The sequence below is a fragment of the Paraburkholderia sp. BR10872 genome (assembly GCF_040965835.1).
Lineage (GTDB): Bacteria > Pseudomonadota > Gammaproteobacteria > Burkholderiales > Burkholderiaceae > Paraburkholderia > Paraburkholderia nodosa_A.
On the sequence record NZ_JBFRCN010000014.1, the window covers coordinates 69653 to 94835 of the forward strand.

At 66.0% G+C, this 25183-nt stretch carries 23 protein-coding genes; 14 read left to right on the forward strand and 9 right to left on the reverse strand.

What is annotated here, in order from left to right; all coding sequences use genetic code 11:
• The first annotated feature begins 56 nt into the window (after positions 1–56).
• The 10 genes from phnG (at position 57) to AB4Y43_RS13840 (ending at position 10275) form a co-directional block, all read left to right on the forward strand.
• Positions 57–575, forward strand: a complete 519-nt coding sequence (gene phnG, locus AB4Y43_RS13795; protein ID WP_342946773.1) for a phosphonate C-P lyase system protein PhnG — start codon at positions 57–59, stop codon at positions 573–575.
• Positions 572–1213, forward strand: a complete 642-nt coding sequence (gene phnH, locus AB4Y43_RS13800; protein WP_069261663.1) for a phosphonate C-P lyase system protein PhnH — start codon at positions 572–574, stop codon at positions 1211–1213. The genes phnG and phnH overlap by 4 nt, the downstream gene beginning before the upstream one ends.
• Positions 1213–2337 (forward strand): carbon-phosphorus lyase complex subunit PhnI, encoded by a 1125-nt coding sequence (locus tag AB4Y43_RS13805; RefSeq protein ID WP_368728015.1) that lies wholly within the window; start codon positions 1213–1215, stop codon positions 2335–2337. Before phnH ends, AB4Y43_RS13805 begins: the two co-directional genes overlap by 1 nt.
• Positions 2334–3263 carry an alpha-D-ribose 1-methylphosphonate 5-phosphate C-P-lyase PhnJ gene (locus tag AB4Y43_RS13810; protein ID WP_324161765.1) on the forward strand — a complete coding sequence of 310 codons (930 nt, stop codon included), beginning with the start codon at positions 2334–2336 and terminating at the stop codon, positions 3261–3263. Before AB4Y43_RS13805 ends, AB4Y43_RS13810 begins: the two co-directional genes overlap by 4 nt.
• The gene (gene phnK, locus AB4Y43_RS13815) at positions 3260–4030 is read left to right on the forward strand and encodes a phosphonate C-P lyase system protein PhnK (RefSeq protein ID WP_368728016.1); all 771 of its coding nucleotides are present in this window, start codon (positions 3260–3262) and stop codon (positions 4028–4030) included. Before AB4Y43_RS13810 ends, phnK begins: the two co-directional genes overlap by 4 nt.
• 10 nt (positions 4031–4040) lie before the next feature.
• Positions 4041–4811 (forward strand): phosphonate C-P lyase system protein PhnL, encoded by a 771-nt coding sequence (gene phnL, locus AB4Y43_RS13820; RefSeq protein WP_176732806.1) that lies wholly within the window; start codon positions 4041–4043, stop codon positions 4809–4811.
• Between the two features lie 46 nt (positions 4812–4857).
• A complete protein-coding gene (locus tag AB4Y43_RS13825) occupies positions 4858–5991 on the forward strand; it encodes an alpha-D-ribose 1-methylphosphonate 5-triphosphate diphosphatase (RefSeq protein WP_368728017.1) in 1134 nt (377 codons plus the stop codon).
• 477 nt (positions 5992–6468) lie between these two features.
• Complete coding sequence (locus AB4Y43_RS13830) at positions 6469–7236, forward strand: ABC transporter substrate-binding protein (RefSeq protein WP_069261657.1); 768 nt, start codon at positions 6469–6471, stop codon at positions 7234–7236.
• Between the two features lie 244 nt (positions 7237–7480).
• Positions 7481–8596 (forward strand): succinylglutamate desuccinylase/aspartoacylase family protein, encoded by a 1116-nt coding sequence (locus AB4Y43_RS13835; protein ID WP_368728018.1) that lies wholly within the window; start codon positions 7481–7483, stop codon positions 8594–8596.
• A 503-nt stretch (positions 8597–9099) separates the two neighbouring features.
• Entirely contained in the window at positions 9100–10275 is a 1176-nt protein-coding gene (locus tag AB4Y43_RS13840) for a porin (RefSeq protein WP_368728019.1), read from the forward strand.
• Between the two features lie 162 nt (positions 10276–10437).
• Here AB4Y43_RS13840 and AB4Y43_RS13845 read toward each other — a convergent pair whose 3' ends face one another.
• Complete coding sequence (locus tag AB4Y43_RS13845; protein ID WP_069261654.1) at positions 10438–10779, reverse strand: zinc ribbon domain-containing protein YjdM; 342 nt, start codon at positions 10777–10779, stop codon at positions 10438–10440.
• A 167-nt stretch (positions 10780–10946) separates the two neighbouring features.
• Here AB4Y43_RS13845 and AB4Y43_RS13850 point away from each other — a divergent pair, with 167 nt between their 5' ends.
• A complete protein-coding gene (locus AB4Y43_RS13850) occupies positions 10947–11363 on the forward strand; it encodes a DUF6232 family protein (protein ID WP_069261653.1) in 417 nt (138 codons plus the stop codon).
• Between the two features lie 55 nt (positions 11364–11418).
• On the opposite strand, the gene AB4Y43_RS13855 is transcribed toward AB4Y43_RS13850, so the two are convergent.
• Entirely contained in the window at positions 11419–13872 is a 2454-nt protein-coding gene (locus tag AB4Y43_RS13855; protein ID WP_368728020.1) for a glycogen/starch/alpha-glucan phosphorylase, read from the reverse strand.
• 603 nt (positions 13873–14475) lie between these two features.
• Here AB4Y43_RS13855 and AB4Y43_RS13860 point away from each other — a divergent pair.
• Positions 14476–15828: an MFS transporter gene (locus AB4Y43_RS13860; protein ID WP_083245022.1), complete on the forward strand. Its 1353-nt coding sequence runs from the start codon at positions 14476–14478 to the stop codon at positions 15826–15828.
• A gap of 86 nt (positions 15829–15914) precedes the next feature.
• Here AB4Y43_RS13860 and ltaE read toward each other — a convergent pair whose 3' ends face one another.
• Complete coding sequence (ltaE, locus tag AB4Y43_RS13865; RefSeq protein WP_368728021.1) at positions 15915–16919, reverse strand: low-specificity L-threonine aldolase; 1005 nt, start codon at positions 16917–16919, stop codon at positions 15915–15917.
• 152 nt (positions 16920–17071) lie between these two features.
• Positions 17072–17794, reverse strand: coding sequence for a peptidoglycan DD-metalloendopeptidase family protein (locus AB4Y43_RS13870; protein ID WP_342946779.1), 723 nt, complete (start codon positions 17792–17794; stop codon positions 17072–17074).
• Positions 17795–18084: 290 nt separating this feature from the next.
• Here AB4Y43_RS13870 and AB4Y43_RS13875 point away from each other — a divergent pair, with 290 nt between their 5' ends.
• Complete coding sequence (locus tag AB4Y43_RS13875; protein WP_069261648.1) at positions 18085–18405, forward strand: hypothetical protein; 321 nt, start codon at positions 18085–18087, stop codon at positions 18403–18405.
• 130 nt (positions 18406–18535) lie between these two features.
• Entirely contained in the window at positions 18536–19348 is an 813-nt protein-coding gene (locus AB4Y43_RS13880; RefSeq protein ID WP_069261647.1) for a DUF2968 domain-containing protein, read from the forward strand.
• On the opposite strand, the gene AB4Y43_RS13885 is transcribed toward AB4Y43_RS13880, so the two are convergent.
• The 5 genes from AB4Y43_RS13885 to AB4Y43_RS13905 all read right to left on the reverse strand — a co-directional run bounded on the left by AB4Y43_RS13885 (position 19349) and on the right by AB4Y43_RS13905 (position 25176).
• On the reverse strand, positions 19349–20272 hold the full coding sequence (locus tag AB4Y43_RS13885) for a dihydrodipicolinate synthase family protein (RefSeq protein WP_368728022.1): 924 nt from the start codon (positions 20270–20272) through the stop codon (positions 19349–19351).
• Between the two features lie 17 nt (positions 20273–20289).
• Positions 20290–22017, reverse strand: coding sequence for an IlvD/Edd family dehydratase (locus AB4Y43_RS13890; protein ID WP_368728023.1), 1728 nt, complete (start codon positions 22015–22017; stop codon positions 20290–20292).
• 474 nt (positions 22018–22491) lie between these two features.
• Entirely contained in the window at positions 22492–22818 is a 327-nt protein-coding gene (locus AB4Y43_RS13895; RefSeq protein WP_201697350.1) for a DUF4148 domain-containing protein, read from the reverse strand.
• A gap of 209 nt (positions 22819–23027) precedes the next feature.
• Positions 23028–24440, reverse strand: coding sequence for an NADP-dependent phosphogluconate dehydrogenase (gene gndA / locus AB4Y43_RS13900; RefSeq protein WP_368605441.1), 1413 nt, complete (start codon positions 24438–24440; stop codon positions 23028–23030).
• Positions 24441–24561: 121 nt separating this feature from the next.
• The gene (locus AB4Y43_RS13905; RefSeq protein WP_368616618.1) at positions 24562–25176 is read right to left on the reverse strand and encodes a DUF938 domain-containing protein; all 615 of its coding nucleotides are present in this window, start codon (positions 25174–25176) and stop codon (positions 24562–24564) included.
• Positions 25177–25183: the final 7 nt, after the last annotated feature.

Sequence of the window (25183 nt, forward strand, 5' to 3'; positions counted from 1 at the left end):
GTTCGAAAGGCGCAGTTGCCATGTCCGTTCCCCCCGTTCACGACACAGGAACTCCGATGAACGCTTCCTCCACCCCATCCTCCGCGTCGGCGACCCGCCGCGCATGGATGGCCGTTCTCGCGCATACCCCGCGCGCCGAGCTTGAAGCGGCGCTGAGCGCCGCGCTCGCCGGTGCGCCCGAGCCCGCTTTCGACTGGCTGCGTCCGCCACAAACCGGACTGGCCATGGTACGTGGGCGCATTGGCGGCACCGGCGACGCCTTCAATCTGGGCGAAGCCACCGTCACGCGCGCCACGCTGCGCCTGCGTGCCTCGGGCATTGAGCGCACCGCAGGCGGCGATGCCGGCCAGTCCGGCCCGGTCGGCGTGGCCTGCCATCTGGGCCGCGACAAGCGCCGCGCCGAGCTGGCGGCCCTCGCCGACGCGCTGCTGCAACTCCCCGCGCGCCACGACCAGTTGCACGCCCGGTTGATCGAGCCGCTCGCCGCGCGTCTCGCCGCACAACGCGACGCGCGCCGCGCCGACGCCGCCAGCACGCGGGTCGAGTTCTTCACGATGGTTCGAGGTGACGCATGAGCGACCAACGCAATGCCATGACGCCCGATCTGCTCGCGGCGCTCGCGCCCGGCTTCGGCGATCCGGTTCACGACACGCAGACGGTGTTCCGCACGCTGCTCGACGCGCTCGCGCGACCCGGCACGATCGGCGTGATCGAAACGCCGCTGCCGGCGCCCACGGCGGCGGATGCGTCCCCCGCGCGCGCCGGCCTCGCTGCCTTCGCCTCGCTGCTCGCACTCGCAGACTACGCCACGCCGGTGTGGCTCGCCCAGCCCGACGCCGCACTCGCGGCCGCGCTGCGCTTTCATGCAGGCGCGCCGCTTGCACAGCAGGCGCGCGAAGCCGCGTTCGCCTATGTGCACGACGCCGCCGCCCTGCCGCCGCTCGACGACTTCGCGAGCGGCACGCCCGAGTCGCCGGAGCAGTCGGCCACGGTGTTCGCGCGTGTCGATTCCCTCACCGGCGGCGCACCGCTCACGCTGCGCGGCCCCGGCATCGAAACGACCTGCAGCATCGCGCCCGTCGGTCTGCCAGAGCGCTTCTGGCGAGAACGCGCCGCCCTCGCGCCGCACTTCCCGTGCGGCATCGACTTCTATCTCGTGTGCGGCGACCGCCTGATGGGCCTGCCGCGCACCACTCTCGTGGAGATGCACTGATGTACGTCGCCGTCAAAGGAGGAGAGCGCGCGATCGAAGCGTCGTGGCGTCTGCTCGACGAGGCTCGCCGCGGCGATACGCGCGTGCCCGAGCTGAGCGTCGCGCAGATCCGCGAACAGATGCGTCTGGCCGTGGCGCGTGTGATGGCCGAAGGTTCGGTCTACGACGAAGAACTTGCCGCGCTCGCCATCAAGCAGGCCGCTGGCGATCTCGTCGAAGCAATCTTTTTGCTGCGCGCCTATCGCACCACGCTGCCGCGTTTTGGTTACACACAACCGGTCGAAACGGAAAACATGGTGGTGGAGCGCCGCATTTCAGCGACCTTCAAGGACGTGCCCGGCGGCCAGGTGCTTGGCGCGACCTACGATTACACGCAGCGCCTGCTCGACTTCGCGCTGCTGGCCGAAGGCGACGATGCCGCGAGCGCCACGCCTCGCGCGCCGCGAGCCACCCCGCCCGAAGAAGCGATGCCGCGCGTGGTCTCCCTGCTCGACAAGGAAGGCCTGATCGAGCAGGAAACGCGCTCGACGCAAGCACGCGAGCCCGGCGACCTCTCGCGTGAGCCGCTTGCGTTCCCTGCCGATCGCACCGTGCGCCTGCAAAATCTCGCACGCGGCGACGAAGGCTTCCTGCTCGCGATGGGCTATGCCACGCAGCGCGGCTACGCGCATTCGCACCCGTTCGCGGGCGAGATCCGCTTTGGTTCGGTCTGCGTAGAAATGATGCTGGACGAACTCGATGAAGCCGTGGAAATCGGCGAGATCGACTTGACCGAGTGCCAGATGATCAACCAGTTCGCGGGCGCGAAAGACGTGCCGCCGCAATTCACGCAAGGCTACGGTCTCGCGTTCGGCCACGCGGAACGTAAGGCCATGGCGATGGCGCTGGTGGATCGTGCGCTGCGCGCCGAGGAGCTGGGCGAGACGATCGCCTCGCCGACTCAGGACATCGAATTCATGCTCTCGCACAGCGATAACGTGGAAGCCTCGGGCTTCGTTCAACACCTGAAGCTGCCGCACTACGTGGACTTCCAGGCTGAGCTGGAACTCGTGCGCAAGCTGCGCGCGCAGCACGAAAGCGACAGCGACGCGAATGCCGACGCGCAAAACAAGGAGGCTGCATGAACGCGCCCGATACCTTGCAATCCACCGCAGCCGAAGTCGCCTCGCACGAAACTCAGGCCGTCTCGGGTTACAACTTCGCGTACCTCGACGAACAGACCAAGCGGATGCTGCGCCGCGCCCTCCTCAAGGCCGTGGCCGTGCCGGGCTACCAGGTGCCGTTCGCCTCGCGCGAAATGCCGCTGCCGTATGGCTGGGGCACGGGCGGCATCCAGGTGACGGCGGCGATCATCGGCGCGAAGGACACGCTCAAGGTGATCGACCAGGGCTCGGACGACACCACGAACGCCGTGAACATCCGTCGCTTTTTCGCGCGCACCACGGGGGTGGCCACCACGCGCCGCACGAGCGAGGCGTCGATCGTGCAGACGCGGCACCGTATTCCAGAAACGCCGCTCACGGACAAGCAGATTCTCGTGTATCAGGTGCCGATGCCCGAGCCGCTGTTCCGGCTCGAGCCGCGCGTGGCCGAATGCAAGAAGCTCCATGCACTGGCCGACTACGGCCTGATCAGCGTGAAGCTTTATGAGGACATCGTGCAGCACGGCAGCATCGCCACGACGTACGACTACCCGGTGACCGTGAACGGCCGTTATCTGACGTCGCCCTCGCCGATTCCGAAGTTCGACAACCCCAAGCTGCATATGAACGCCGCGCTGCAGTTGTTCGGCGCGGGTCGCGAGCGCCGCATCTACGCGATTCCGCCGTACACGCCGGTGAAGAGCCTCGACTTCGACGACCACCCGTTCGAAGTGCAGCGCTGGGAGCATGCGTGCGCCCTGTGCGGCTCGCGCGAGAGTTTCCTCGACGAGATGATTGTCGACGACGCAGGCAAACGCATGTTCGTCTGCTCGGACAGCGACTACTGCCACGACCGCCGCGAGCAGATCGATGCGCACGCAACGAATGAAGCAGGAGAGAAAGCATGACGCCGCTGTTCAGCGCAAGATCGCTCACGAAGCAGTACGGCGGCCGCAACGGCTGCCGCGACGTGAGCTTCGACCTGTATCCCGGCGAGGTGTTGTGCATCGTCGGCGAATCGGGCTCGGGCAAGACCACGCTGCTCAACACGCTCGCACTGCGCACCGAATCCGACTCGGGCGCGCTGCACTACACGAGCGCGAACGGCGAAACGCTCGACCTGCGCACGCTTTCCGAGCCGCGCCGGCGCCTGCTTGCGCGCACCGAATGGGGCTTCGTGCAGCAGAATCCGCGTGACGGGCTGCGTGCGGGCGTCTCGGCCGGGGCCAATATCGGCGAGCCGCTGATGGCCGTCGGCGCACGTCACTACGGGCAAATCCGCAACACGGCGCAGCAGTGGATGCAGCGCGTGGAGCTGGACGCGCAGCGCATCGACGAATTGCCGTCGGCGTTTTCGGGCGGCATGCAGCAGCGCCTGCAAATCGCGCGCAATCTCGTCACGGGGCCACGCCTCGTCTTCATGGACGAGCCCACAGCGGGTCTCGACGTGTCCGTGCAGGCGCGCCTGCTCGACCTCCTGCGCACGCTCACGACCAACCTGCATCTTTCGGTGTTGATCGTCACGCACGACATCGGCGTGGCGCGGCTGCTCGCGCACCGCTTGATGGTGATGCAAGGCGGCACGGTGGTCGAATCGGGCCTGACCGACCAGGTGCTGGACGACCCGCAACATCCCTATACGCAGACGCTGGTGGCATCCGTGCTGCCGGTCTAGGATGAAAGACATGACTCTGAACTCATCACCGGGCACGCGCGCGTTCCTCGAAAGACCGGCGCTCATGCTGCGCGCCGAAGACGTGCGCAAGACTTTCACGCTGCACGGCCAGGGCGGCATCGGCATCGAGGCGCTCGCGGGCGTGTCGCTCGACGTGGAGCGCGGCGAATGCATCGTGCTGGTCGGGCCCTCGGGCGCGGGCAAGAGCACCTTCCTGCGCTGCCTGTACGGCAACTACCTCGCCAGCGGCGGCTCGATTGCGATCCGCGACGAGGGCGCGCCGCTCGAGCATCTCGAGATCACGGGCGCAGCGCCCCACGACATCCTGCGCCTGCGCCGCAACGTCGTGGGCTACGTGAGCCAGTTTCTGCGCGTGATTCCGCGCGTGAGCGCGCTCGACATCGTGGCCGCGCCGCTCGTTTCGCGCGGCGTGGAGGAAGACGAAGCACGCGAGCGCGCGCAAACGCTGCTGGCACGTCTGAACGTGCCGCAGCGCCTCTGGCCGCTCGCGCCCGCCACGTTTTCGGGCGGCGAGCAGCAGCGCGTGAACATCGCCCGGGGCCTGATCGCGCAGCACCGCGTGCTGTTGCTGGACGAACCCACGGCCTCGCTCGACGCGGAAAACCGCGAAGTCGTCGCGAGCCTGATTGGCGAAGCGCGCGAGCGCGGCGCGGCGATTGTCGGCGTATTCCACGACGAGGACACGCGCCAGCGCGTCGCCACCCGCGTACTCGAACTCAGCGCGCCGCGCGCGCAAGCGCCGCTCAGCGCCGCAGCCTGAAACCCGCCTGAACGGCGCAAACCGATATCTGATACGGAGCCTGACGATGTTGATCAAGAACGCTCGCATCGTGACGCGAGACGAAGTTTTCACCGGCACGCTAAGCGTGGCAGACGGCAAGATCCGCGACATCTCGCGCGGCTCGACCGCCGCGCCCGAAGCCGAAGACTGGGAGGGCGACTTCCTGCTGCCCGGTCTCGTCGAACTGCACACCGACAACCTGGAAAAGCACCTCGCGCCGCGCCCCGGCGTGCACTGGAACACCGACGCCGCGTTCGTGATTCACGACGCGCAGATCGCCGCCGCCGGCATCACCACGGTATTCGACGCGCTGGCCATCGGCACGCGCCTGGCCGTGGGCGTGCGCGGCCGCGACGTGCAGCTCGCTAGCGCCCATGCGCTCAAGCGTTTTTCCGAGCGCAACCTGCTGCGCGCCGAGCACTTCCTGCACTTGCGCTGCGAAATCGCCACCGAAGACGTGATCGAGCTGTTCGACATGCTGAGCGACCACCCGCTGCTGCGCCTCGCCTCGGTAATGGACCACACGCCGGGCCAGCGCCAGTGGCACGACCGCGAGCAATGGCGCAAATTTCAGGAGCGCCACGGCAAGTGGACCGACGAGCAGACCAACACTATGCTCACCGAAATGGCCACGGAGCAGGAACGCTACGCCGACGCGCACCGCCTCGAAATCGTGCAGCGTTGCCGCACGCGCAACATCCCGCTTGCGAGCCACGACGACACGCTCGTGGAGCACGTCGAGCAGGCCGCGGCCGAAGGCATCGTGCTCGCCGAATTCCCGACCACGCGCGTGGCCGCCGAGGAAGCGAAAAAGCGCGGCATTGCGACGATCATGGGTGCGCCGAACGTGGTGCGCGGGGGCTCGCACTCGGGCAACGTCTCGGCGCTGGAGCTGGCCCAGGCCGGTTTGCTCGACATCCTCTCGTCCGACTACGTGCCGTCGAGCCTCCTGACCGCCGCGTTCGACCTCGTGACCAAGGCCGACTGGACGCTGCCGCGCGCGCTCGCTACGGTCTCGTGGGAACCCGCCAGCAAGTCGGGCCTGCACGATCGCGGCGCGATCGAGCCGGGCCTGCGCGCGGACTTCGTGCGGGTGACGATGCTCGATTCGCTGCCCGTGCCGCGCGCGACGTGGCGCGCGGGCGCGCGCATAGTCTGACGTCGTCCACGCGGTGCAGCCGATGTGTCTGCTGCACCGCGACAAAAAACGGCGCATTGTCTGGCCCTATTCGGGCCGAAAACTAACGGTGCGCCGTCGAATCGATTTCAATTTCCATTCAGACTGCTGACGATGCCGCGACCGCGCGGCATCGCATTCTTCCGACTGTTGCGGCAGAGCATCGCGCAGCCCCTCCCAAGCCCCGCATTGGCCTGTCCCCATTGGCCCGTTCGCCTTGCCCGACAAGGCTTTGCGTTAAATCGTACAAGCGCACGGGCGTACACTTACCGGCACCCTTTCCCGCTATCCGGTATTACACTAGCGACGCAGCAATTTTGACCTGGTAAGCTTGCGCGCGCTTCGCTGGCCGCAGGCTGGCAGGTCCAACAATAATCCGGCGCGAGCCGCGCCGGGAAATGCGCCATGGCGGCACAACCGCACGCGGCGCGCCCTGAACCATCTCGAGGAGTACCCATAGTGAAGAAACTGCTTGCCACCCTCACGGTTGCCGTGCTCGCCGTCTCGGCCGGCGTCGCCCATGCGAAGGACTGGTCCACCGTGCGTTTCGGCGTTGACGCCAGCTACGCACCGTTCGAATCCAAAGCACCCGATGGCAAGCTGGTCGGCTTCGACATCGACCTCGGCAACGAAATCTGCAAGCGCCTGAACGCCAAGTGCGTGTGGGTCGAGCAAGATTTCGACGGCATGATCCCGGGCCTGAAGGCCAAGAAGTTCGACGGCGTGCTCTCGTCGATGACGATCACCCCGCAGCGCGAGCAGCAGATCGCCTTCTCGGCGAAGCTGTTCAACACGCCGACGCGTCTCGTCGCGAAGAAGGGCTCGAGCCTCGCCCCGACGGCCGACTCGCTCAAGGGCAAGTCGGTTGGCGTCGAGCAAGGCACGATCCAGGAAACCTACGCGAAGGAAAACTGGGCACCGAAGGGCGTGAACGTCGTTCCTTACCAGAACCAGGACCAGGTCTACGCCGACCTGATCTCGGGCCGTCTGGACGCTGCGCTGCAGGATGAAGTGCAAGCGGATCTGGGCTTCCTGAAGACGCCGCGCGGCGCTGGCTTCCAGTTCGCCGGCAAGGAAATCCCGACGGGCGCTGCCGCCATCGGCCTGCGCAAGGAAGACGCCGACCTGAAGGGCAAGATCGACAAGGCCATCGCCGACATGATCAAGGACGGTACCTATAAAAAGATCGAATCCAGGTACTTCGACTTCGACGTGTACGGCGGCTAAGCACCGCATCGCGCCGGCGCTGCATCACGGCGCACGAAGCCCGGGCTTTGTGTCCGGGCTTTTTCATTTCCGGATTTTTATTTCGGATTCCGTATTTTCAGACGATGCCGCAGGCGCGTGAGCGCGCGCCGGTTCCGGCGGCGCGTCGAATCGGCTAAGATCGGTATACGGCCCCCTGCATGTGCTTACGGGGCCATCGTTCACTCCAACACCTTTGCGGGCCGCCGCGCCTCGCGCATCCATCATGCAAACCCGAAACCACCCGTTGATCGCGCCCGCCCTCGGTACCGCGCGGGAACTTGCCAGTTTCCACTACGGCAAGGCCGGCGGTCCCAAGGTCTACATCCAGTCCTCGCTCCACGCCGACGAACTGCCGGGCATGCTCGTCTCGTGGGCGCTGCGCCGCAAGCTCGCGGAGCTGGAAGCTGCGGGCCGCCTTCGCGGCGAGATCGTGATCGTGCCGGTGCCGAACCCCGTGGGCCTGAATCAGCACTGGCTCGGGCATATGATCGGCCGCTTCGAATCGAACACGGCGCAGAACTTCAACCGCAATTTCCACGAGCTCACCGCGCTCGTGCTGCCCAGCATCGAGGCGCGTCTCGGGCCCGACGAAGCCGCGAACCGCACGGCCATCCGTGCGGCGATGGGCGAAGCGCTGGCCGCTCAGAAGCCGAAAACCGAACTCGATTCGATGCGCCTCGCGCTCCAGCGCCTTTCGTACGACGCCGACATCGTGCTGGATCTGCATTGCGACTGGGAAGCCGCCATGCACATCTACACGAACCCCGAGCTGTGGCCCGAAGTCGAGCCGCTCGCGCGCTATCTCGATGCCAAGGCGTCGCTCCTCGCGCTCAACTCGATCGGCAATCCGTTCGACGAGATTCACAGCTTCTGCTGGTCGGAGCTGCGCGAGCAATTCGGCACGCGCTTCCCCATCCCGTACGGCTCGATTTCGGTAACGGTCGAGCTGCGCGGCCAGCGCGACGTCTCGCACGAGCTCGCCGAGCACGACGCCCAGGCCATCGTCGACTATCTGATCGGGCGCGGCGTCATCGAAGGCACGGCCGCGCCGCTGCCGCCACTCGCCCATGCAGCCACGCCGCTCGCGGGCACGGAGCCGATCGTGGCGCCTGCCAGCGGCGTGCTCGTGTTTCGCGTGGATTGCGGCACGTGGGTGGAACGCGGCGCGGCCATTGCCGATGTCATCGACCCGCTCGCCGACACCGTGACGACGCTGCACGCGGGCGTGAGCGGCGTGATGTATGCACGCCATAGCGCGCGCTTCGCCACGGCCGGCATGGAAGTCGCACGCATTGCCGGCGAAAAGCCCATTCGCAGCGGCTCGCTTCTTTCGCTGTAACCTGCAACGCCTTGTCGTAAAAGGGCTCGCGCCATAGGTGTGAGCCTTTTTTATAGGCGTTTCCCGGTTATTTCAATTATTTCGGTTAACTAATTTTCTGCTTCGATGAATCGATGGCAATCAGACGTGTAAAGCGCGCATTGATCGGGCCGTTAATGCGCCCTTGAAATGAATCAAACTCAGCTTGAAGTCAGGTTCAAAGGATGGCTTAACCCGGCAAATAGGAGAAAGCTTAGGAAAAATTCTTATAAGGCCGATTGCCGCAGTCCAGTCTTTCAAATTGACAGGAAAATTGCCCGCGAAGCCAATAACGACGGGCTTCGGGCGCCGCTCTCCGCGGGTGCAACCCGTGTGTCGCTTCCACACAACAGAATGGCGACATTTTGCCTACAAAGTCTTACTGTCACATTCCTTTCGTTATCGACCCTTAAATTGCAGCCCGTCGCATTGACCGGCCCATAAGAGGCCGGAGTAGTCATCTCGTCCTTTACCCGGAGAAACAGTTGAATAAGAAAATTCTGACCACCGCTATTCTGGCCTCGATCGCAGGCGTTGCCCACGCACAAAGCAGCGTAACGCTGTACGGCGTGATCGACGCGGGTGTGAATTACATCAGCAACGTGAAGAACTCGAACGGTACGAACGGCAGTTCGCATCAGTTCTCGTACGGTGACGGCGTGGCGCAGGGCAGCCGTTGGGGCCTGCGCGGCACGGAAGACCTGGGCGGCGGCCTGAAGGCGATCTTCGTGCTCGAAAACGGCTTCAACAGCGGTAACGGCACGGCAGGCCAGGGCGGCGCGATGTTCGGCCGTCAAGCATTCGTCGGTCTGACGCAGTCGAACATCGGTTCGCTGACGTTCGGCCGTCAATACTCGCTCAACACGGACATTCTCGGCTCGCAGTACTCGACCGGTGGCAATACGGTTTCGGGTAACTGGGCGTACCACTTCAACGACATCGACCAGCTGACCTCGAGCCGCATCAACAACGCGGTCAAGTTCCAGAGCGTGAACTTCTCGGGCTTCACGTTCGGCGCGTTGTACGGCTTCTCGAACTCGACCTCGTTCGCCGGCGCACCGGCAACGGGTCCGGCGGCCAGCCCGATCGCCGGCTCGTCGCGCGCGTACAGCTTCGGCGCGAACTACGGCTACGGCCCGTTCAGCATCGGCGCTGCCTACTTCAACCAGACGTACCCGGGCCAGACCACGCCGTCGACGACGACCACGATCGCCAACGTTGCACAGGGCACGCTGCGCGACACGCGCTCGTTCGGTGTCGGTGGCCGCTACATCGTCGGCCCGGCAACGCTGTGGGCCCTGTGGACCAACACGCTGCTTTCGCCGATCGCCGGCTCGTCGACGCTCTACAACGCGTACGAAGCAGGCGGCAAGTACGCCTTCACGCCGGCTCTCGCGGCTGGCCTTGGCTACACGTACTCGCGCACCTCGGGCAGCCAGACGGCTCACTGGAACCAGGTCAACGCATCGCTCGACTACGCGCTCAGCAAGCGCACCGACGTCTACGGCCTCGTGTCGTACCAGGACGCATCGGGCACGCTCGCGAACGGCCAGAAGGTACAGGCGCAGATCGGCGACTCGAGCTCGAGCATCTACCAGCCGTCGGGCACGGGTTCGCAGGATCAAGTCGCGGTTCGCGTCGGTATCCGCCACAAGTTCTAAGCAGCGTCACTCGCGCAACAGCGGCGGCCGGCGACTCATAGCGCCGGCTCTGCTCGGCGCGCCGCAGCTCGCGCTGCACGCCGCGCCTTACCGGACGGGGCATCCCTTGGGATGCCCCGCTTTTTTTGGTTCATCGCAGTCGATGCACGACGACACCCTTCGTCACGCCTTCCTGACGAATTCCGATTTGAGGCTCATGGCGCCGAAGCCGTCGATCTTGCAATCGATATCGTGGTCGCTGTCCACCAGCCGGATATTCTTTACTTTGGTGCCCATCTTGATCACGCCACCCGAACCCTTGAGTTTCAGGTCCTTGATGACCGTGACGGTATCCCCGTCCTGGAGGACATTGCCGGCCGAATCGCGATACACCTTGCCCGCTGTTTCAGCCGGCGCGGTGGCTAGCGCCGACCATTCATGTGCACACTCCGGGCAGATGTAGACGTCACCGTCTTCGTAGGTGAACTCGGAATTGCATTTCGGACAGCGTGGCAGTGCGCTCATGGAGAATCCCTGGTGCCGACGGGGGCATTAAAAGCGCGCAAGTATAGCGGCTCCGGCAGACGGCCCACCCCGCCATGCGTGCGGCCTGCGACGTTATGTCCGCCGCGACCCCGCCCTGGCCCCGCTTCTGGTACGCTGCGCTCTCTCACCTCGCAGCGATCGAACCGATGGAACTCCCTTTCAACGAAGCCGCCGTCTCGGTGACGCGCAACGCGCTTTCCGCAGCCGGCCAGGTCTTCCCCATGCGCGACATCGAGGACGTGCGTATCGTCATCGGGCGGCGCAGCCGCGTGGTGCCGATCGCGATCAGCCTGGTCGGCGCCGCCGGCGCTGTCGTGGGTGGTGTGCTCGGCTCGGCGTCCGGTCTCGCGTGCGGCGTGATGGTGATCGTGGTGGGCTGGCTCGCGTGGCTCTGGCAGGAAGCCGTGCACCGGCTCTATGTCGTGACGGGCGGAGAATCGCGCGAGGCGGTCACGAGCCTCGACCCGGCATTCCTCGAACGTGTGCAGGAAGCGGTGCGCATCGCCAAGGCCGCGCAAGCGGCGCAGGCCGAAGGCGGCACGACGCGGCCCTCAGCGCCCTGATACCGCCGGAAGTACTAACGGAAGTACTGCCGGAAGCACCGCGGGCGCTCGCCCCTCACTCCATCTCGATCGACTTCACGTGCCAGATATCTCGGGCGTATTCCGCGATCGCACGGTCTGACGAGAATTTCCCCATCCCCGCCACGTTTTCGATCGCGCTCGCGGTCCACGCGGGGACGTCCAGGAAACGCTGGTCGGCGGCGTCCTGCGCCTCGATGAAGGCCGAGTAGTCGGCCAGCACGAGGTAGTGGTCGCCCCAGTCCACGAGCGTGTGGAAGATGTCCGTGTAGCGTGCCGAATCGTGCGGTGAGAAGAAGCCCATACGGATCTGGTCGAGCGCGCGGCGCAGCTCGGCGTTTTCCTCGTAGACCTGGCGCGGCCGGTAGCCCGCGCAACGCAGCTGATCGACCTGGTCGGACGTGTGGCCGAAGATGAAAATGTTGTCCTGCCCCACGGCCTCGCCGATCTCGATGTTCGCGCCGTCGAGCGTGCCCATGGTGAGCGCGCCGTTCAGCGCGAGCTTCATGTTGCCGGTGCCCGACGCTTCGGTGCCCGCGGTCGAGATCTGCTCGGACAGGTCCGCCGCGGGAATCAGCGCCTCGGCCACGCTCACGCCGTAGTTCGGCACGAACACCACCTTGAGCCGATCGCCCACTGCGGGATCGTTGTTGATCTTCGTGGCCACGTCGTTGATGAGGTGGATGATCATCTTCGCCATGCGGTACGCCGACGCGGCCTTGCCCGCGAACAGCACGACGCGTGGCACCCAGTCACGCTCCGGCGCTTCGAGAATGCGGTTGTAGCGCGTGATCACGTGCAGCACGTTGAGCAACTGGCGCTTGTACTCGTGAATGCGCTTGACCTGCATGTCGAACAGCGCGTCGGGATTGAAGACGATGCCCGTGCGCTGCAGGGCGCGATGTGCGAGGCGCACCTTGTTGCTGCGCTTGGCCGCACGGAACGCGGCTTCGAACGACGCGTCGCCGCGCAGTTTGCGCAGCGCGCCCAGCTCGAAGAGATCGCTGCGCCAGCGCGGCCCGATCGCTTCGTCCACGAGGCGCGCGAGCGGCGCGCTCGCCTGCGCGAGCCAGCGGCGCGGCGTGATGCCGTTGGTCACGTTCGTGAAGCGGTCGGGAAAGAGACGCGCGAAGTCGGCGAAGATATCGCGCGTCATCAGTTGCGAGTGCAGCTTCGAGACACCGTTCACCTTGTGGCTCGCCACGATCGCGAGATAGGCCATACGCACGCGGCGCTGACCGTATTCGTCCACGAGCGAGATGCGGCGGATCAGGTCGAGGTCGTGCGCGCCGCGGTCGCTCGCTTCGCGCAGGAACGCGGCGTTGATGTCGAAGATGATTTCGAGGTGGCGCGGCAAGAGGCGCGCCAATAGTTCGACGTCCCAGGTTTCCAGCGCTTCGGGCATCAGCGTGTGGTTGGTGTACGAGAACACACGGCGCACGTGGCCCATCGCCTCGTCCCACGGCAGATGATGCACGTCCACGAGCAGACGGATCAGCTCGGGAATGGCCAGCACCGGGTGCGTGTCGTTCAGGTGCACCGCGACCTTTTCGGAGAAGCGCCCGAACGTGCTGTGCGTGCGCAGGTAGCGGCGAATCAGGTCCTGCATCGTCGCGGAGACGAAGAAGTACTCCTGGCGCAGACGCAGTTCGCGCCCGGCCATCGTCGAGTCGTCGGGATAGAGCAGCCGCGAGACGTTCTCGGAGATGTTGCGCGCTTCCACCGCACGCTGATAGTCGCCCTGGTTGAACGCCGAGAGGTCGAGTTCTTCGTCCGCGCGCGCGGACCATAGCCGCAGCGTGTTGGTCGCGCTGGTGGCGTAGCCGGGAATCACCGTGTCGTAGGCCATGGCGTTCACGTGCTGCGTGTCGACCCATTCCACATGGCCGTTGCGCTGCATGGTGCGCCCGCCGAATCGAACGGGATACTGGACCTCGGGCCGCGGAAACTCCCACGGATTGCCATAGCGCAGCCAGTAGTCGGGCGCTTCGACCTGTTCGCCGTTCACGACCTGCTGGCGAAACATGCCGTAGTCATAGCGAATGCCATAGCCGAAACCCGGAATGCCGAGCGTCGCCATCGAATCGAGAAAGCACGCCGCGAGCCGGCCGAGACCGCCGTTGCCGAGCGCCGCGTCGGGCTCGTAGTCGAGCACCGTGTCCATGTCGACGCCCACGCTCGCCAGCGCCTCTTTCATCTGGTCGTGGATGCCGAGCGCGATCAGCGCGTTCGAGAATGTGCGGCCGATGAGAAATTCCATCGACAGGTAATAGACGCGTTTGACGTCCTGGTCGTACTGGCGGCGCGTGGTGATCATCCAGCGCTCGACGAGCCGGTCGCGCACGGCGAGCGCCGCAGCATGCAGCCAGTCCTGCGGACGGGCTGTCACGGCGTCCTTGCCGACACCGTACATCAGGCGATTGGAGAGGGAACGACGCAGCGCTTCGACGCTGCTTTGCAACTGATCGAACTCGAGACCGATGGCTGTCATCTACTGACTCCTGTCGACCGCACCTGGCAACGAGCGCCTGGTGCGGTCCCATGCAATGCGCCGGAAATGGCGGCGCGCCCATAAAAGGTGCAGGGCGCGCGGTTGTTCTGGGCCTGCGCCGCACGTGACGGAACGGGACAATGACGCGTCGGCGCCGCGGCGCAAAAGGCCGGCACCGCTCGCCAGCGAGCGCAGATCAATTTGCAGAGTAGTGCATTTTCAAATGGCGTGCGGCGGCGCGCCAGCCGGGCACGGAGCACGGCCGCCGGCCACGCGGAACCCGCCGTCCGCCTCGATCCCTTGCCATGCGGTGGGTTGCGCGCGCGCAGCGCGGCGTCACGTCTGCGCGTGACGGGCTTGGCGGTTAGTTGCGATTGCTGAGCCGTGATGAACGATCGAGTGCTACCCAAGGCCTTACAGTCACCCCACGCCCTGAGGCTTCCCCTGCAGAACCGGGCGGGCTCTGTAACAATCGCAAAATTCGTCCGCGCGGCCCGCGCCGCAGCCTTCATCGTCCATCCGCCCGAGACTGTCTTGTCCGAAACCTTTTCCGCGGCGCGCGAAACCCGCAACACCAGCGATATCGAGCCGCCCGACGCGCCCATGTCCGCGAAGAACCGCCGCGCCATGGGCGCGGTGATGCTCGCCGTTGCGCTCGCCACGCTCGACACCGCCATCGCCAACACCGCGCTGCCGGCCATCGCCACCGACCTGCACGCGGCCCCCGCCGCCTCGGTGTGGATCATCAACGCATACCAGCTCGCGATGGTCGCCACGCTGCTGCCGCTCGCCGCGCTCGGCGACATCATCGGCCACCGGCGTATCTATATCAGCGGCCTTGCGATCTTCACGGTCGCTTCGCTCGCCTGCGCGCTCGCACCCACGCTGACCGCGCTCGCCGGGGCGCGCGTGCTGCAGGGGCTCGGCGCGAGCGCCATCATGAGCGTGAACACGGCGCTGATCCGCTTTCTCTACCCGCCGCACCGGCTCGGGCGCGGGCTCGGCATGAACGCGCTGATCGTGGGCGTTTCGTTCGCCGTGGGTCCGACCATGGCCTCGCTGATCCTCTCCGCGGGCACCTGGCCGTGGCTCTTCGCGATCAACGTGCCGCTCGGCGTGCTCGCGCTCGTGTTCGCGCTACCCGCGCTGCCGCAGACGGCGCGCGGCAAGCACGCCTTCGATCCCGTCGCGGCGGTGCTCAATGTGATTACGTTCGCGGCGCTGATCTTCGCGCTCGGCGAGGCCGCGCAGCGCGCGCCCGGCATCGAAGTGGGCATTGCGGCCGTCGTGGCGCTGGTGTTCGGCGCGCTGCTGATCCGGCGCGAAGCCGGCCATCCCGCGCCCATGCTGCCCGTGGATCTGTTCCGCCGGCCGGTTTTCGCGCTTTCGTCGGTCACCGCGATCTGCTCATTCGCGGCGCAGGGCCTCGCGTTCGTCTCCCTGCCGTTCTATTTCGAAACCGTGCTGATGCGCAGCCAGGTGGAGACCGGCTTCCTGATGACGCCCTGGCCCGTGGTCGTGGCCGCCGCCGCGCCCATTGCGGGGCGCCTCTCCGACCGCTATCCGCCGGGCCTGCTCGGTGCGATCGGGCTCGCCATTCTCTCGGCCGGCATGGCGTCGCTGGCGCTGCTGCCCGCGCACCCCACGGTGACTGACATTGTCGTGCGGATGGCGATCTGCGGCGCGGGCTTCGGCTTTTTTCAGTCGCCGAACCTGCGGGCGATCATGGCGAGCGCGCCGCCCGAGCGCAGCGGTGGCGCGAGCGGCACCGTCGCGGTCTCGCGTCTGCTCGGGCAGACTACGGGCGCTGCGTTGGTGGCGCTGTGCTTCCAGATCGTGGGCCGGCACGGCCCGACGCTCGCCTTAAGCCTTGGCTGCGCCTTTGCGGGCGCGGCGGCCATTGCGAGCGGGCTGCGGCTTTTCGCGCCGTCGCACCGGGCGGTGCAGCGCGGGTGATGCGATTGATGCGGTCCGTGCGGACGGCTGAAGTCTGACGCAAAGGCACGCGGGAAAAGCGCGCCTTCGCCAGCCCGTCTACCGGCTTATCGCGCGAAGTAGCCCTTCACCGCCGCCACGAACGTGTCGATATCGGCGGCCGTCACGTCGAGGTGCGTGACGAAGCGCGACGCGTACAGCATCTGCGTGAGGATGCCGCGCTCCTTGAGATATGCCTCCAGCGGCGCGCAGTGCTCCTGCGGGAACTGCACGAACACCATGTTCGTCGCCTGCGACATCACCTTCACCTGATCGATCTGCGCGAGACCGGCTGCGAGACGCGCGGCGTTCGCATGGTCGTCGGCGAGACGCGCGACGTTGTGATCGAGCGCGTAAAGGCACGCGGCCGCGAGCACGCCCGACTGGCGCATACCGCCGCCCAGCACCTTGCGCCAGCGATGCGCAGCGTCGATGAGCGCGCGGCTGCCGACCAGCACCGATCCCACCGGCGTGCCCAACCCCTTCGAAAAACAGATCGACACCGAGTCGAAGCCCGCCGTGAGCGCCTCGAGCGGCTGGCCCGAGGCGACCGTCGCGTTGTACACGCGCGCACCGTCGAGGTGCGTGGCGAGGCCGCGCTCATGCGCAAGCCGTGTGGCCTTCGCGACGTAATCCGCCGGCAGGACCTTGCCGCCGATGGTGTTTTCGAGCGCGAGCAGACGCGTGCGCGCGAAATGGTCGTCGAACGGCTTGATCGCTGCAGCGATGCGCTCGAGCGGGATCGAGCCGTCTTCGGCGTTGTCGAGCGGCTGCGGCTGGATGCTGCCCAGCACGGCCGCGCCACCGCCTTCGTACTTATAGGTGTGGGCCGCCTGGCCGACGATGTACTCGTCGCCGCGCGCGCAATGCGCCATCAGCGCGGCGAGGTTGCTCTGGGTGCCGCTCGGGAAGAAGAGTCCCGCCTCCTTGCCCGCCTCTTGCGCCACGCGCGCCTGCAGGCGCAGCACGGTCGGGTCGTCGCCCCATACGTCGTCGCCGGTTTCGGCGCGGGTCATGGCGGCGAGCATGGCTTCGCTCGGACGGGTGACGGTGTCGCTGCGCAGGTCGATCATTGCGATGAAATCCTCGTGGTTGAAGCACGCGCGGGACGCACGGGCGCGCGCCTGGTCGGGCGCGCGCCGCGCGGCGTGGAACCATCGAGTGTATTTTCAAACGGCGGCCCAGCGCAATGCCGGGCCGGGCGCGGAGCGCGCTTTCGCCGTGGCTAGTGCGCGAGCAGCGGCAGCGGATCGACGGGCTTGCCGTCGCTACGGACTTCGAACTGAACGCCGCCGGTGCCCATTTCCGCGATCGGCTGGCCTTGCGACACGGCGTCGTCTTCCTTCACGAGCAGCTTGCCGTTGCGGCCATAGGCCGTCACGACCTGGTCGTTGTGCTTGATGATCACCAGCGGCCCATAGGCCTCGATACCCGTACCCGCGTAGACCACGCGGCCGGCGGCGGCGGCCTTGACCTCCTCGCCGGGCGAGCCGCCGATCACGATGCCAGTGGACTTGCCCGGCACGAAGCGCTGCAGGATCGGCCCGCGCGCAGGCCACGCGAGCGCGATGCCCGGCGCAACGGGTGCGGGCATGGCTACGCCAGCGGCGGCCGGTGCGCCGCCAGGCATCTGCGCCTGCGGCGCAGCCGTTGCGTAGTTGGGCGGGGGCGCGACGCGCAGCACCTGGCCTGGCAGGATCTGGGCGTTGGCGGAAGGCAGCTGGTTCCAGCTCGCGATGTCCTGGGGACGCTGGCCGAAGGCCCCGGCGACGCGCGAGAGCGTGTCGCCCGGATTGACGCGGTAGTAGCCCGCGGGCACGCCGCTCGTGGACATTGGGGGGGCGCTTTGGGATTCCCATGGCGCGAAGGTACTGCTACAGGCGCTGCAGACGAGCGTGAGGGCGGCCAGCGCCGCATACGCGCCCGGGTTTCGCCGTTGTCGATTCATCTTGCTGTTCCTCGCTTGGTCCTCGCGTATGACGCAAAAATACGCATGTGGAGTGCGCGGCGGGCCGCAGGCGTTCGCTTGCGCGCCACCTTCCGCGCGAATGAAGACGGAATAAGCCGGAAATGGCGAACGTCCCCCATTATATCGTTCATGCTCCAGCCGCCTTTTTTCGCCGGCATGCTCGCCCGGCCTGCGTTTGCGCGGGTCTACGCCTATACTGGTTCACGCGTCACCCGATAATCAGATGAAAGGCCTCTCGCTGCAGTCCCATGGCCCTGAGGGATCCGAGAATGAACAAAGCCACCTTTCTTTCGCTGCAGCTCAACGTCGAAGATGTCACGTCGTCGCCGGGCCTCGTCGAATTGTTGAACAACCATCTCGTCTTTGCGGCCGACGTGGCCGAAGCCGCCGACGAACTGGTCCAGCACGCCAGCATCGCACGGCTTTCCGGCGCCACCGAGGCGTCCGTGGAAATTCCCGCCGTAGTCATCGAGCGCTTGCGCGACGCGCTCGATACGCTGAGCGGCTATGACGAAACCTGGCTTTTCGCGCTCGAGCCCGGCCGTGCGCTCTTCGACGACATCGCACGCCGGCCTCGCCTGCTTCACTAGTACGCGAACCCGGAGCGGACGGCGCCCTACCCGCATCGCCCGCCCCATTTGCCTGCGCGCCGGCGCCCGTGTGCCACGCTGCCGCGCGCGGAGCGCCTTGTTTTTGGCGCGCCAAACTGGGGGAACCGCCGTGAAATCCATTCTGAACCGCCGTAACACCGCGCTCTCTGGCGCGCCATCACGAATCCTGGCCGTCGCCCATGATGCCGCCACGCAGCGCGCCGTCGCAAGCGAAGCCGCGAGCCGCGTCTCGCAATCCGCGCCCGAACCCACCGTTACGCCGCCCGAGGCTCCCGTCGAGGTCGAGTCGCGCGGGGAGCCTTCCGCAGGCGCAGCCGTGCAGCCCGAAGGCGCCGGCGGGCCTCGGCCAGTGTCCACACTCCATCCGGTGCCGGTCATGCCCGCGCACCTCAATGGCCGCCCGGTGCAGATCGCCGACGGCGCCGCATTCGAAGCGCTCCACGCTGCCGACGAGCTCCTGACCTTCCGCGTCTATCGCTGCTTCGCCTATACCGTCAGCCTCTTCTTCCATCCGCCCACGCTCGGCTACTTCGTCGCGCTCCATCAGGAAAGCGTACTGTGGCGCGCGCTGAAAGCCAACGACCTCGACGCGGCCGGCTCGGCATTTCACCTGATGCAGGAGCAAGCCACGCGCCTCGCCGACGGCGAAACGCGCCGCGTGCAACTCGTCGCGCAAAATGCGGAGCTCACACGGCAGATCGAGGAGTCGGAAGCCCAGGCCGAACGCCTGCGCGTGGATCTGCAGCGCCACGCGGAACAAGAGCAGACGGTGACGGGCCGCCAGCACCAGATACGAAAGGACGTCGCTCAGCTGGAGGCGCAGCGCATTGCCGCGCAGGCCCAGTTGAACAAGGCGCACCGGGCGCTGCATCAGCTCAAGGTCGCGACGAGCGAGGGCGTGCCCCATCTGCATGCGCGCTGATCACGCGAGCGGGCCGAGCTGCCGCGCGAATCGCCGGGCGGCTTCGAGGCCGAAACTACTCGGCGCCAGCTTCACGTCGCGCTCATAGTCGACGTCGATGCCCATGCGCCACGCCGCAATGCGCTTGCCGTAGCAAATCAGCGTATCGAGCGACTGCATGACGAAGACGATGGCGGGCAGCACCTGCTGGTACAGGGCTTGCGCGCGCTCGAGATCGCCTGCGCAATACGCGGCGTAGACCTGCTGCTGCCAGTCGAAGCAGTCCGGTGCGACGATCATCCCCGCACAGCCGGCGCGCAGGTTGTCGAGCAATTCCAGGCCGCCGCGGCCGTTGAGCACGGGCATCAGGTCGCCGATCTGCGCGATCGTTTCGGCGATCGTCACCGCCGGGCCTTCGCCCTTGAGCACGCGGAAGTTCGGGCATTGCGCGGCAAGCGCGCGCAAACTGCCCGGCGAGAGCCCGACGCCCAGATACTCTGGCGCGTTCTGTATGCCGACCGTCACGTCGAGCCCTGCCATCACGTCAGCGAAGAAGTCGAAATAGAACGATTCGGAATGTGCAGGCTCACCTTGAGCGCGCACGGGAGGCTGGAGGATTAGCCATGCCGCGCCGCGTTCGATCGCGTGTTGCGCGAATTCGCGCTGCGCCTGAACCGTGGGACCGCTCACCGTGACGGCGAGCGGCAACGCGCCGCCGCTGTCCTCCTGCGCCCAGCCAATCACCTGCTCGCGTTCGGCGCGCGAAAGCTTGTTGACCTCGGTCGCGAGCCCGAGCACCGCAATGCCCGGCGCGCCGCCGCGCACGGCCGCTTCGACCTGGCGCCGCATGGCGGCGCGGTCGAGGCGGTTATCGCGATCGAAGTACGCATAGAGGATCGGGTAGATGCCGGCGATCGCACCGGCGGATTTGGCTGGCGCGCTCATCGTGTGCTCCTGCGCGATCAGTGGGAGTCGCGCGGCACGGCCGCGCCGCTCGCGCCGACCAGAAAGTCCAGGTCCGCACCCTTGTCGGCCTGCAGCACGTGCTCGACGTAAAGCCGGTAATAGCCGCGCTCGGGCAGGTCGGGCGCCGTCCACTCGGTCTTGCGGCGCGCGAGTTCTGCGTCGGAGACTTCCAGATGCAGGCGCCGCGCCGCGACGTCCAGCTCGATCATGTCGCCCGTGCGCACGAGCGCGAGCGGGCCGCCCGCCGCCGCTTCGGGCGACACGTGCAGCACGACCGCACCATACGCCGTGCCGCTCATGCGGCCGTCCGAAATGCGCACCATGTCGGTAATGCCCTTTTGCAGCACCTTCTTCGGCAGCGGCATATTGCCGACCTCGGCGAAACCCGGATAGCCCTTGGGTCCGGCGCCTTTGAGGACCATGACGCAGTGCTCGTCGATATCGAGCGATGCGTCGTCGACCTTCGCGTGCAGTTCCTCGACGTTCTCGAACACCACCGCGCGGCCGCGATGCCGCAACAGCGCCGGCGTGGCGGCCGAAGGCTTGATGACCGCGCCGTCGGGCGCGAGGTTGCCCTTGAGCACGGCGATGCCGGCTTTGGGCTTGAACGGCTGCGCAAACGAGGTGATGACTTCGGGGTTGTAGTTCGGCGCGTCGGCCACGTTTTCCCAGAGGGTTTTACCGTTGACCGTCAACGCGTCCCGATGCAGCAGCCCTTGCTCGCCCAGTTGCCGCAGCACCGCGGGCAGACCGCCCGCGTAATAAAAGTCCTCCATCAGATGATGGCCGGAAGGCTGCAGATTCACGAGGCACGGAACATCGGAGCCGAGTTCCCAGTCATCGAGCGAAAGCGGCACGCCAATGCGCCGCGCGAGCGCGATCAGATGCACGACGGCGTTGGTCGAGCCGCCGATGGCCGCGTTGGTGCGGATCGCGTTTTCGAACGCCGCGCGGGTGAGGATCTTCGACATCGTGAGGTCCTCGCGCACCATCTCGACGATGCGCCGCCCGGCGAGTTGCGCGAGCACCTGGCGGCGCGCATCGACAGCGGGAATGGCCGCATTGTGGGGCAGCCCCATGCCCAGCGATTCGACCATCGAGGCCATCGTGGACGCCGTGCCCATGGTCATGCAGTGGCCGCGCGAGCGGTTCATGCACGACTCCGCTTCGACGAATTCGGCCTGCGACATTGTTCCCGCGCGCACTTCCTCCGACATTTGCCACACCCCCGTGCCCGAGCCGATCTCATGGCCCCGGAAACGCCCGTTGAGCATTGGGCCGCCGGAGACGGCGAGCGCGGGCAAGTTGCACGACGCTGCGCCCATCAGCAAGGCCGGCGTGGTCTTGTCGCAGCCGACGAGCAAAATCGTGCCGTCGATCGGATTCCCGCGAATCGACTCCTCGACGTCCATAGAGGCGAGGTTGCGAAACAGCATTGCGGTGGGCCGCAAGTTCGATTCGCCGAGCGACATCACGGGAAACTCGAGTGGCAGACCGCCGGCTTCGTACACGCCTTTTTTCACGTACTCCGCGAGTTCGCGAAAATGCGCGTTGCACGGCGTGAGTTCCGACCACGTATTGCAAATGCCGATGACGGGGCGGCCGTCGAACGCGTCGTGTGGGATGCCCTGATTCTTCATCCACGAGCGGTGGATGAAGCCGTCCTTGTCGGCTTTGCCGAACCAGGCCTGACTGCGCAAGGGCTTGCGGGGGGAGCGGGTCATGGCGGGGCGTCTCCTGTAGCGGGGCAACTTCAGGGAAACTGCCGCCCGATCATAGGAGTGACGTTCGGACCCGTCAATGTTCGGTATGGCGTCCTTAGATATGGACAAAGCGCGCCACAAAAAAGTACGGGCCGGTGGAGAACCGGCCCGTGCTGGACTGCCTGTTGCAACAACGTACTGCCTACTGCGTTCTGCTACTGCACGGCTGCACCTCTCACTGCGCCAGCCAACTTCAACTACCTTCTGCTCTCTGCGTACTTCCTGACTGCAACAACTCACCTACTGCGTACTGCGTACTGCAACTGCACACTGCGAACTGCACCTTCTACTGCAACCACTCACTGCGTCTTGCAACTGCAACTTCTAGTGCACTCACTGCTTACTTCTGCTGCAACAACTGACTGCGTACAGCGACAACTCACTACAGGGGGTAGCTTGCCGGAACCGCCTGAAGCGGTTCCGTTCGGTCAGGGCTTAGTGGCCGAAGTAAATGCGCTGGTTCGGGGCGACTTGCGCCGGTTGCACCGCGGCACCCGACTGCGACGTGCCGACCGCCGGAGCGCCGTAGCCGCTGGTGTCGCCGGCGGCGAGCTTTTCCTGGGTCACGCGCGCTTGCGCGGCCTGCAGGTTTTCCGGGTAGTTCACATGGTCAGCCGACGGGTTGTAGCCAGCGTGCTCGAGTTGAACCAGTTCCGCACGCACCTGGGCGCGGGTCAGGCCTTGTTCGCTCGATTGGGCGAACGAGATTGCCGGGATGGCAAGCGCGGCGGCAACGACAACTGCGGGGATAAGCTTGTTCATGATCGGACCTCCATCTGTTTTATTTCCGCTTCAGAACACCGTGTTCGTCAGCGATTGATTACAGTGTAGGCGTCCGATCACGCTAGGGAAAACCCTTATTCGTCAAAACACCATTGCGATTTCGGTAATAAAAAAAGGTGAGCCCTGCGGACTCACCTTACGATTCCAACAAAGACCGCAACGACAATGCGGCCTTCTGTCTTGCGACCTTACGACCAGTCCGCGTGGAAGCTGCCCGGCTTGTCGATGCGCTCGAACGTGTGTGCGCCGAAGAAGTCGCGCTGTGCCTGCACGAGGTTGGCGGGCACGCGCTCCGAGCGGTAGCCGTCGAAGTACGCAATGGCCGACGAGAACGCCGGCACCGGCACGCCCGCGCTTACCGCCTGGATCACCACGTCGCGCAGCGCCGACTGATAGTTGGCCGCGATGTCACGGAAATAGGGATCGAGCAGAAGGTTATCGAGCTGAGGGTCCTTCGCGTAGGCGTCCGTGATCTTCTGCAGGAAGCGCGCGCGGATGATGCAGCCCGCGCGGAAGATCTTGGCGATCGTGCCGTATTGCAGGTCCCACTTGTACTCGTCGGAAGCCATGCGCAGTTGCGAGAAGCCTTGCGCGTACGAAATCACCTTCGAGAAATACAGCGCGCGGCGCACCGACTCGATGAACGCCTTGCGCTCGCCCGAGAACGGCTTCGCGTCCGGGCCCGAAAGCACCTTGCTCGCGGCCACGCGCTGCGTCTTGAGCGACGAGAGCACGCGCGCGAACACGGCTTCGGTGATGAGCGGCAGCGGCGCGCCGATATCCAGCGCATTTTGGCTCGTCCACTTGCCGGTGCCCTTTTGTGCGGCGCGGTCGAGAATCACGTCGACGAGATCCTTGCCGGTTTCCTCGTCCTTCTTGCCGAAGATCTTCGAGGTGATCTCGATCAGATAGCTGTCGAGCTCGCCTTCATTCCATTCGGTGTAGACCTTGCCCAGTTCTTCGTTCGAGAGGCCGAGCACCTGCTTGAGCACCGCGTAGCTTTCGGCGATCAGCTGCATGTCGCCGTACTCGATGCCGTTGTGCACCATTTTCACGAAATGGCCCGCGCCGTCCGGGCCCATGTAGGCCACGCACGGCTCGCCGTCCGTCGGCGCCTTCGCGGCGATTTCGGTGAGGATCGGTGCAACCAGATCGTAAGCATCGCGCTGGCCGCCCGGCATGATCGACGGACCCTTGAGCGCGCCTTCCTCGCCGCCCGACACGCCCGTGCCGATGAAGTGCAGGCCCGACTTCGCGAGTTCCTGGTTGCGGCGGATAGTGTCGGTGAAGTGCGTATTGCCGCCGTCGATCAGGATGTCGCCCTTCTCCAGCAGCGGCTTGAGCGCGGCGATGGTGTCGTCGGTGGGCGCGCCGGCCTTCACCATCATCAGAATGCGGCGCGGCTTTTCCAGCGAATCCACGAACTCTTCGAGCGTGTACGCCGGCACGAGCTTGCGATCCGGATACTCGGCGATCAGCTCGTCGGTTCGGGCGCGGCTGCGATTGAACACCGAGACCGCGTGGCCGCGGCTTTCGATGTTGAGCGCCAGATTGCTACCCATCACGGCCAGACCTACAACGCCGATTGGCTGTTTGCTCATGTTGTTTCTCCACTTCATTCATTGACGGCGCCGCAACGGGGCGCCAACCGTGCAAGCATAAGGGAAACGTAGCGGCGCTGCGCGAACGCGCGCATGCGCGCCGGACGTTTGCCGACCTCGCTTACTGTTTTCGGAACACCAGGCTGAAATTGTTCGCGGGCATCGGCACGCGCGCTTCGCATGTGAAGCCTCGCGCCTGCGCCAGCGCCTCCACTTCCTCCATGTCGCGCACGCCCCAGGACGGGTCGCGCGCGCGCAAGTCGGCGTCGAAGGCCTCGTTGCTCGGCGCCGTGTGCGCGCCTTCGCGCCGGTACGGCCCGTAGAGCACGAGCGCTCCGCCCGTAGCAACGCGCGCGCCCGCGCCTTTCATGAGCGCCTGCGCCGCTTCCCACGGCGCGATGTGAATCATGTTGATGCAGACGATGGCGTCCACACCGTCGATCGGCCAGGGCTCGCGGCACACGTCGAGATCGAGCGGCGCACGCAGGTTGGCGAGACCCGAGTGCTCGCGCCAGGCCTCGATCGAGGCGCGGGCGCGCGCGTCGGCGTCGCTCGGCTGCCACGCGAGGTCAGGAAACGCGGCCGCGAAGTGGACGGCATGCTGGCCGGTGCCGCTCGCGATTTCGAGCACGGTGCCCCGCGCAGGCAGCGCGCCGCGCAGCACCTCCAGGATCGGCGCGGCGTTGCGCTCGGCGGCGGGCGCGGATAGGCGTTGGACGGCTTGCGGTTCGTTCATCGTCTTG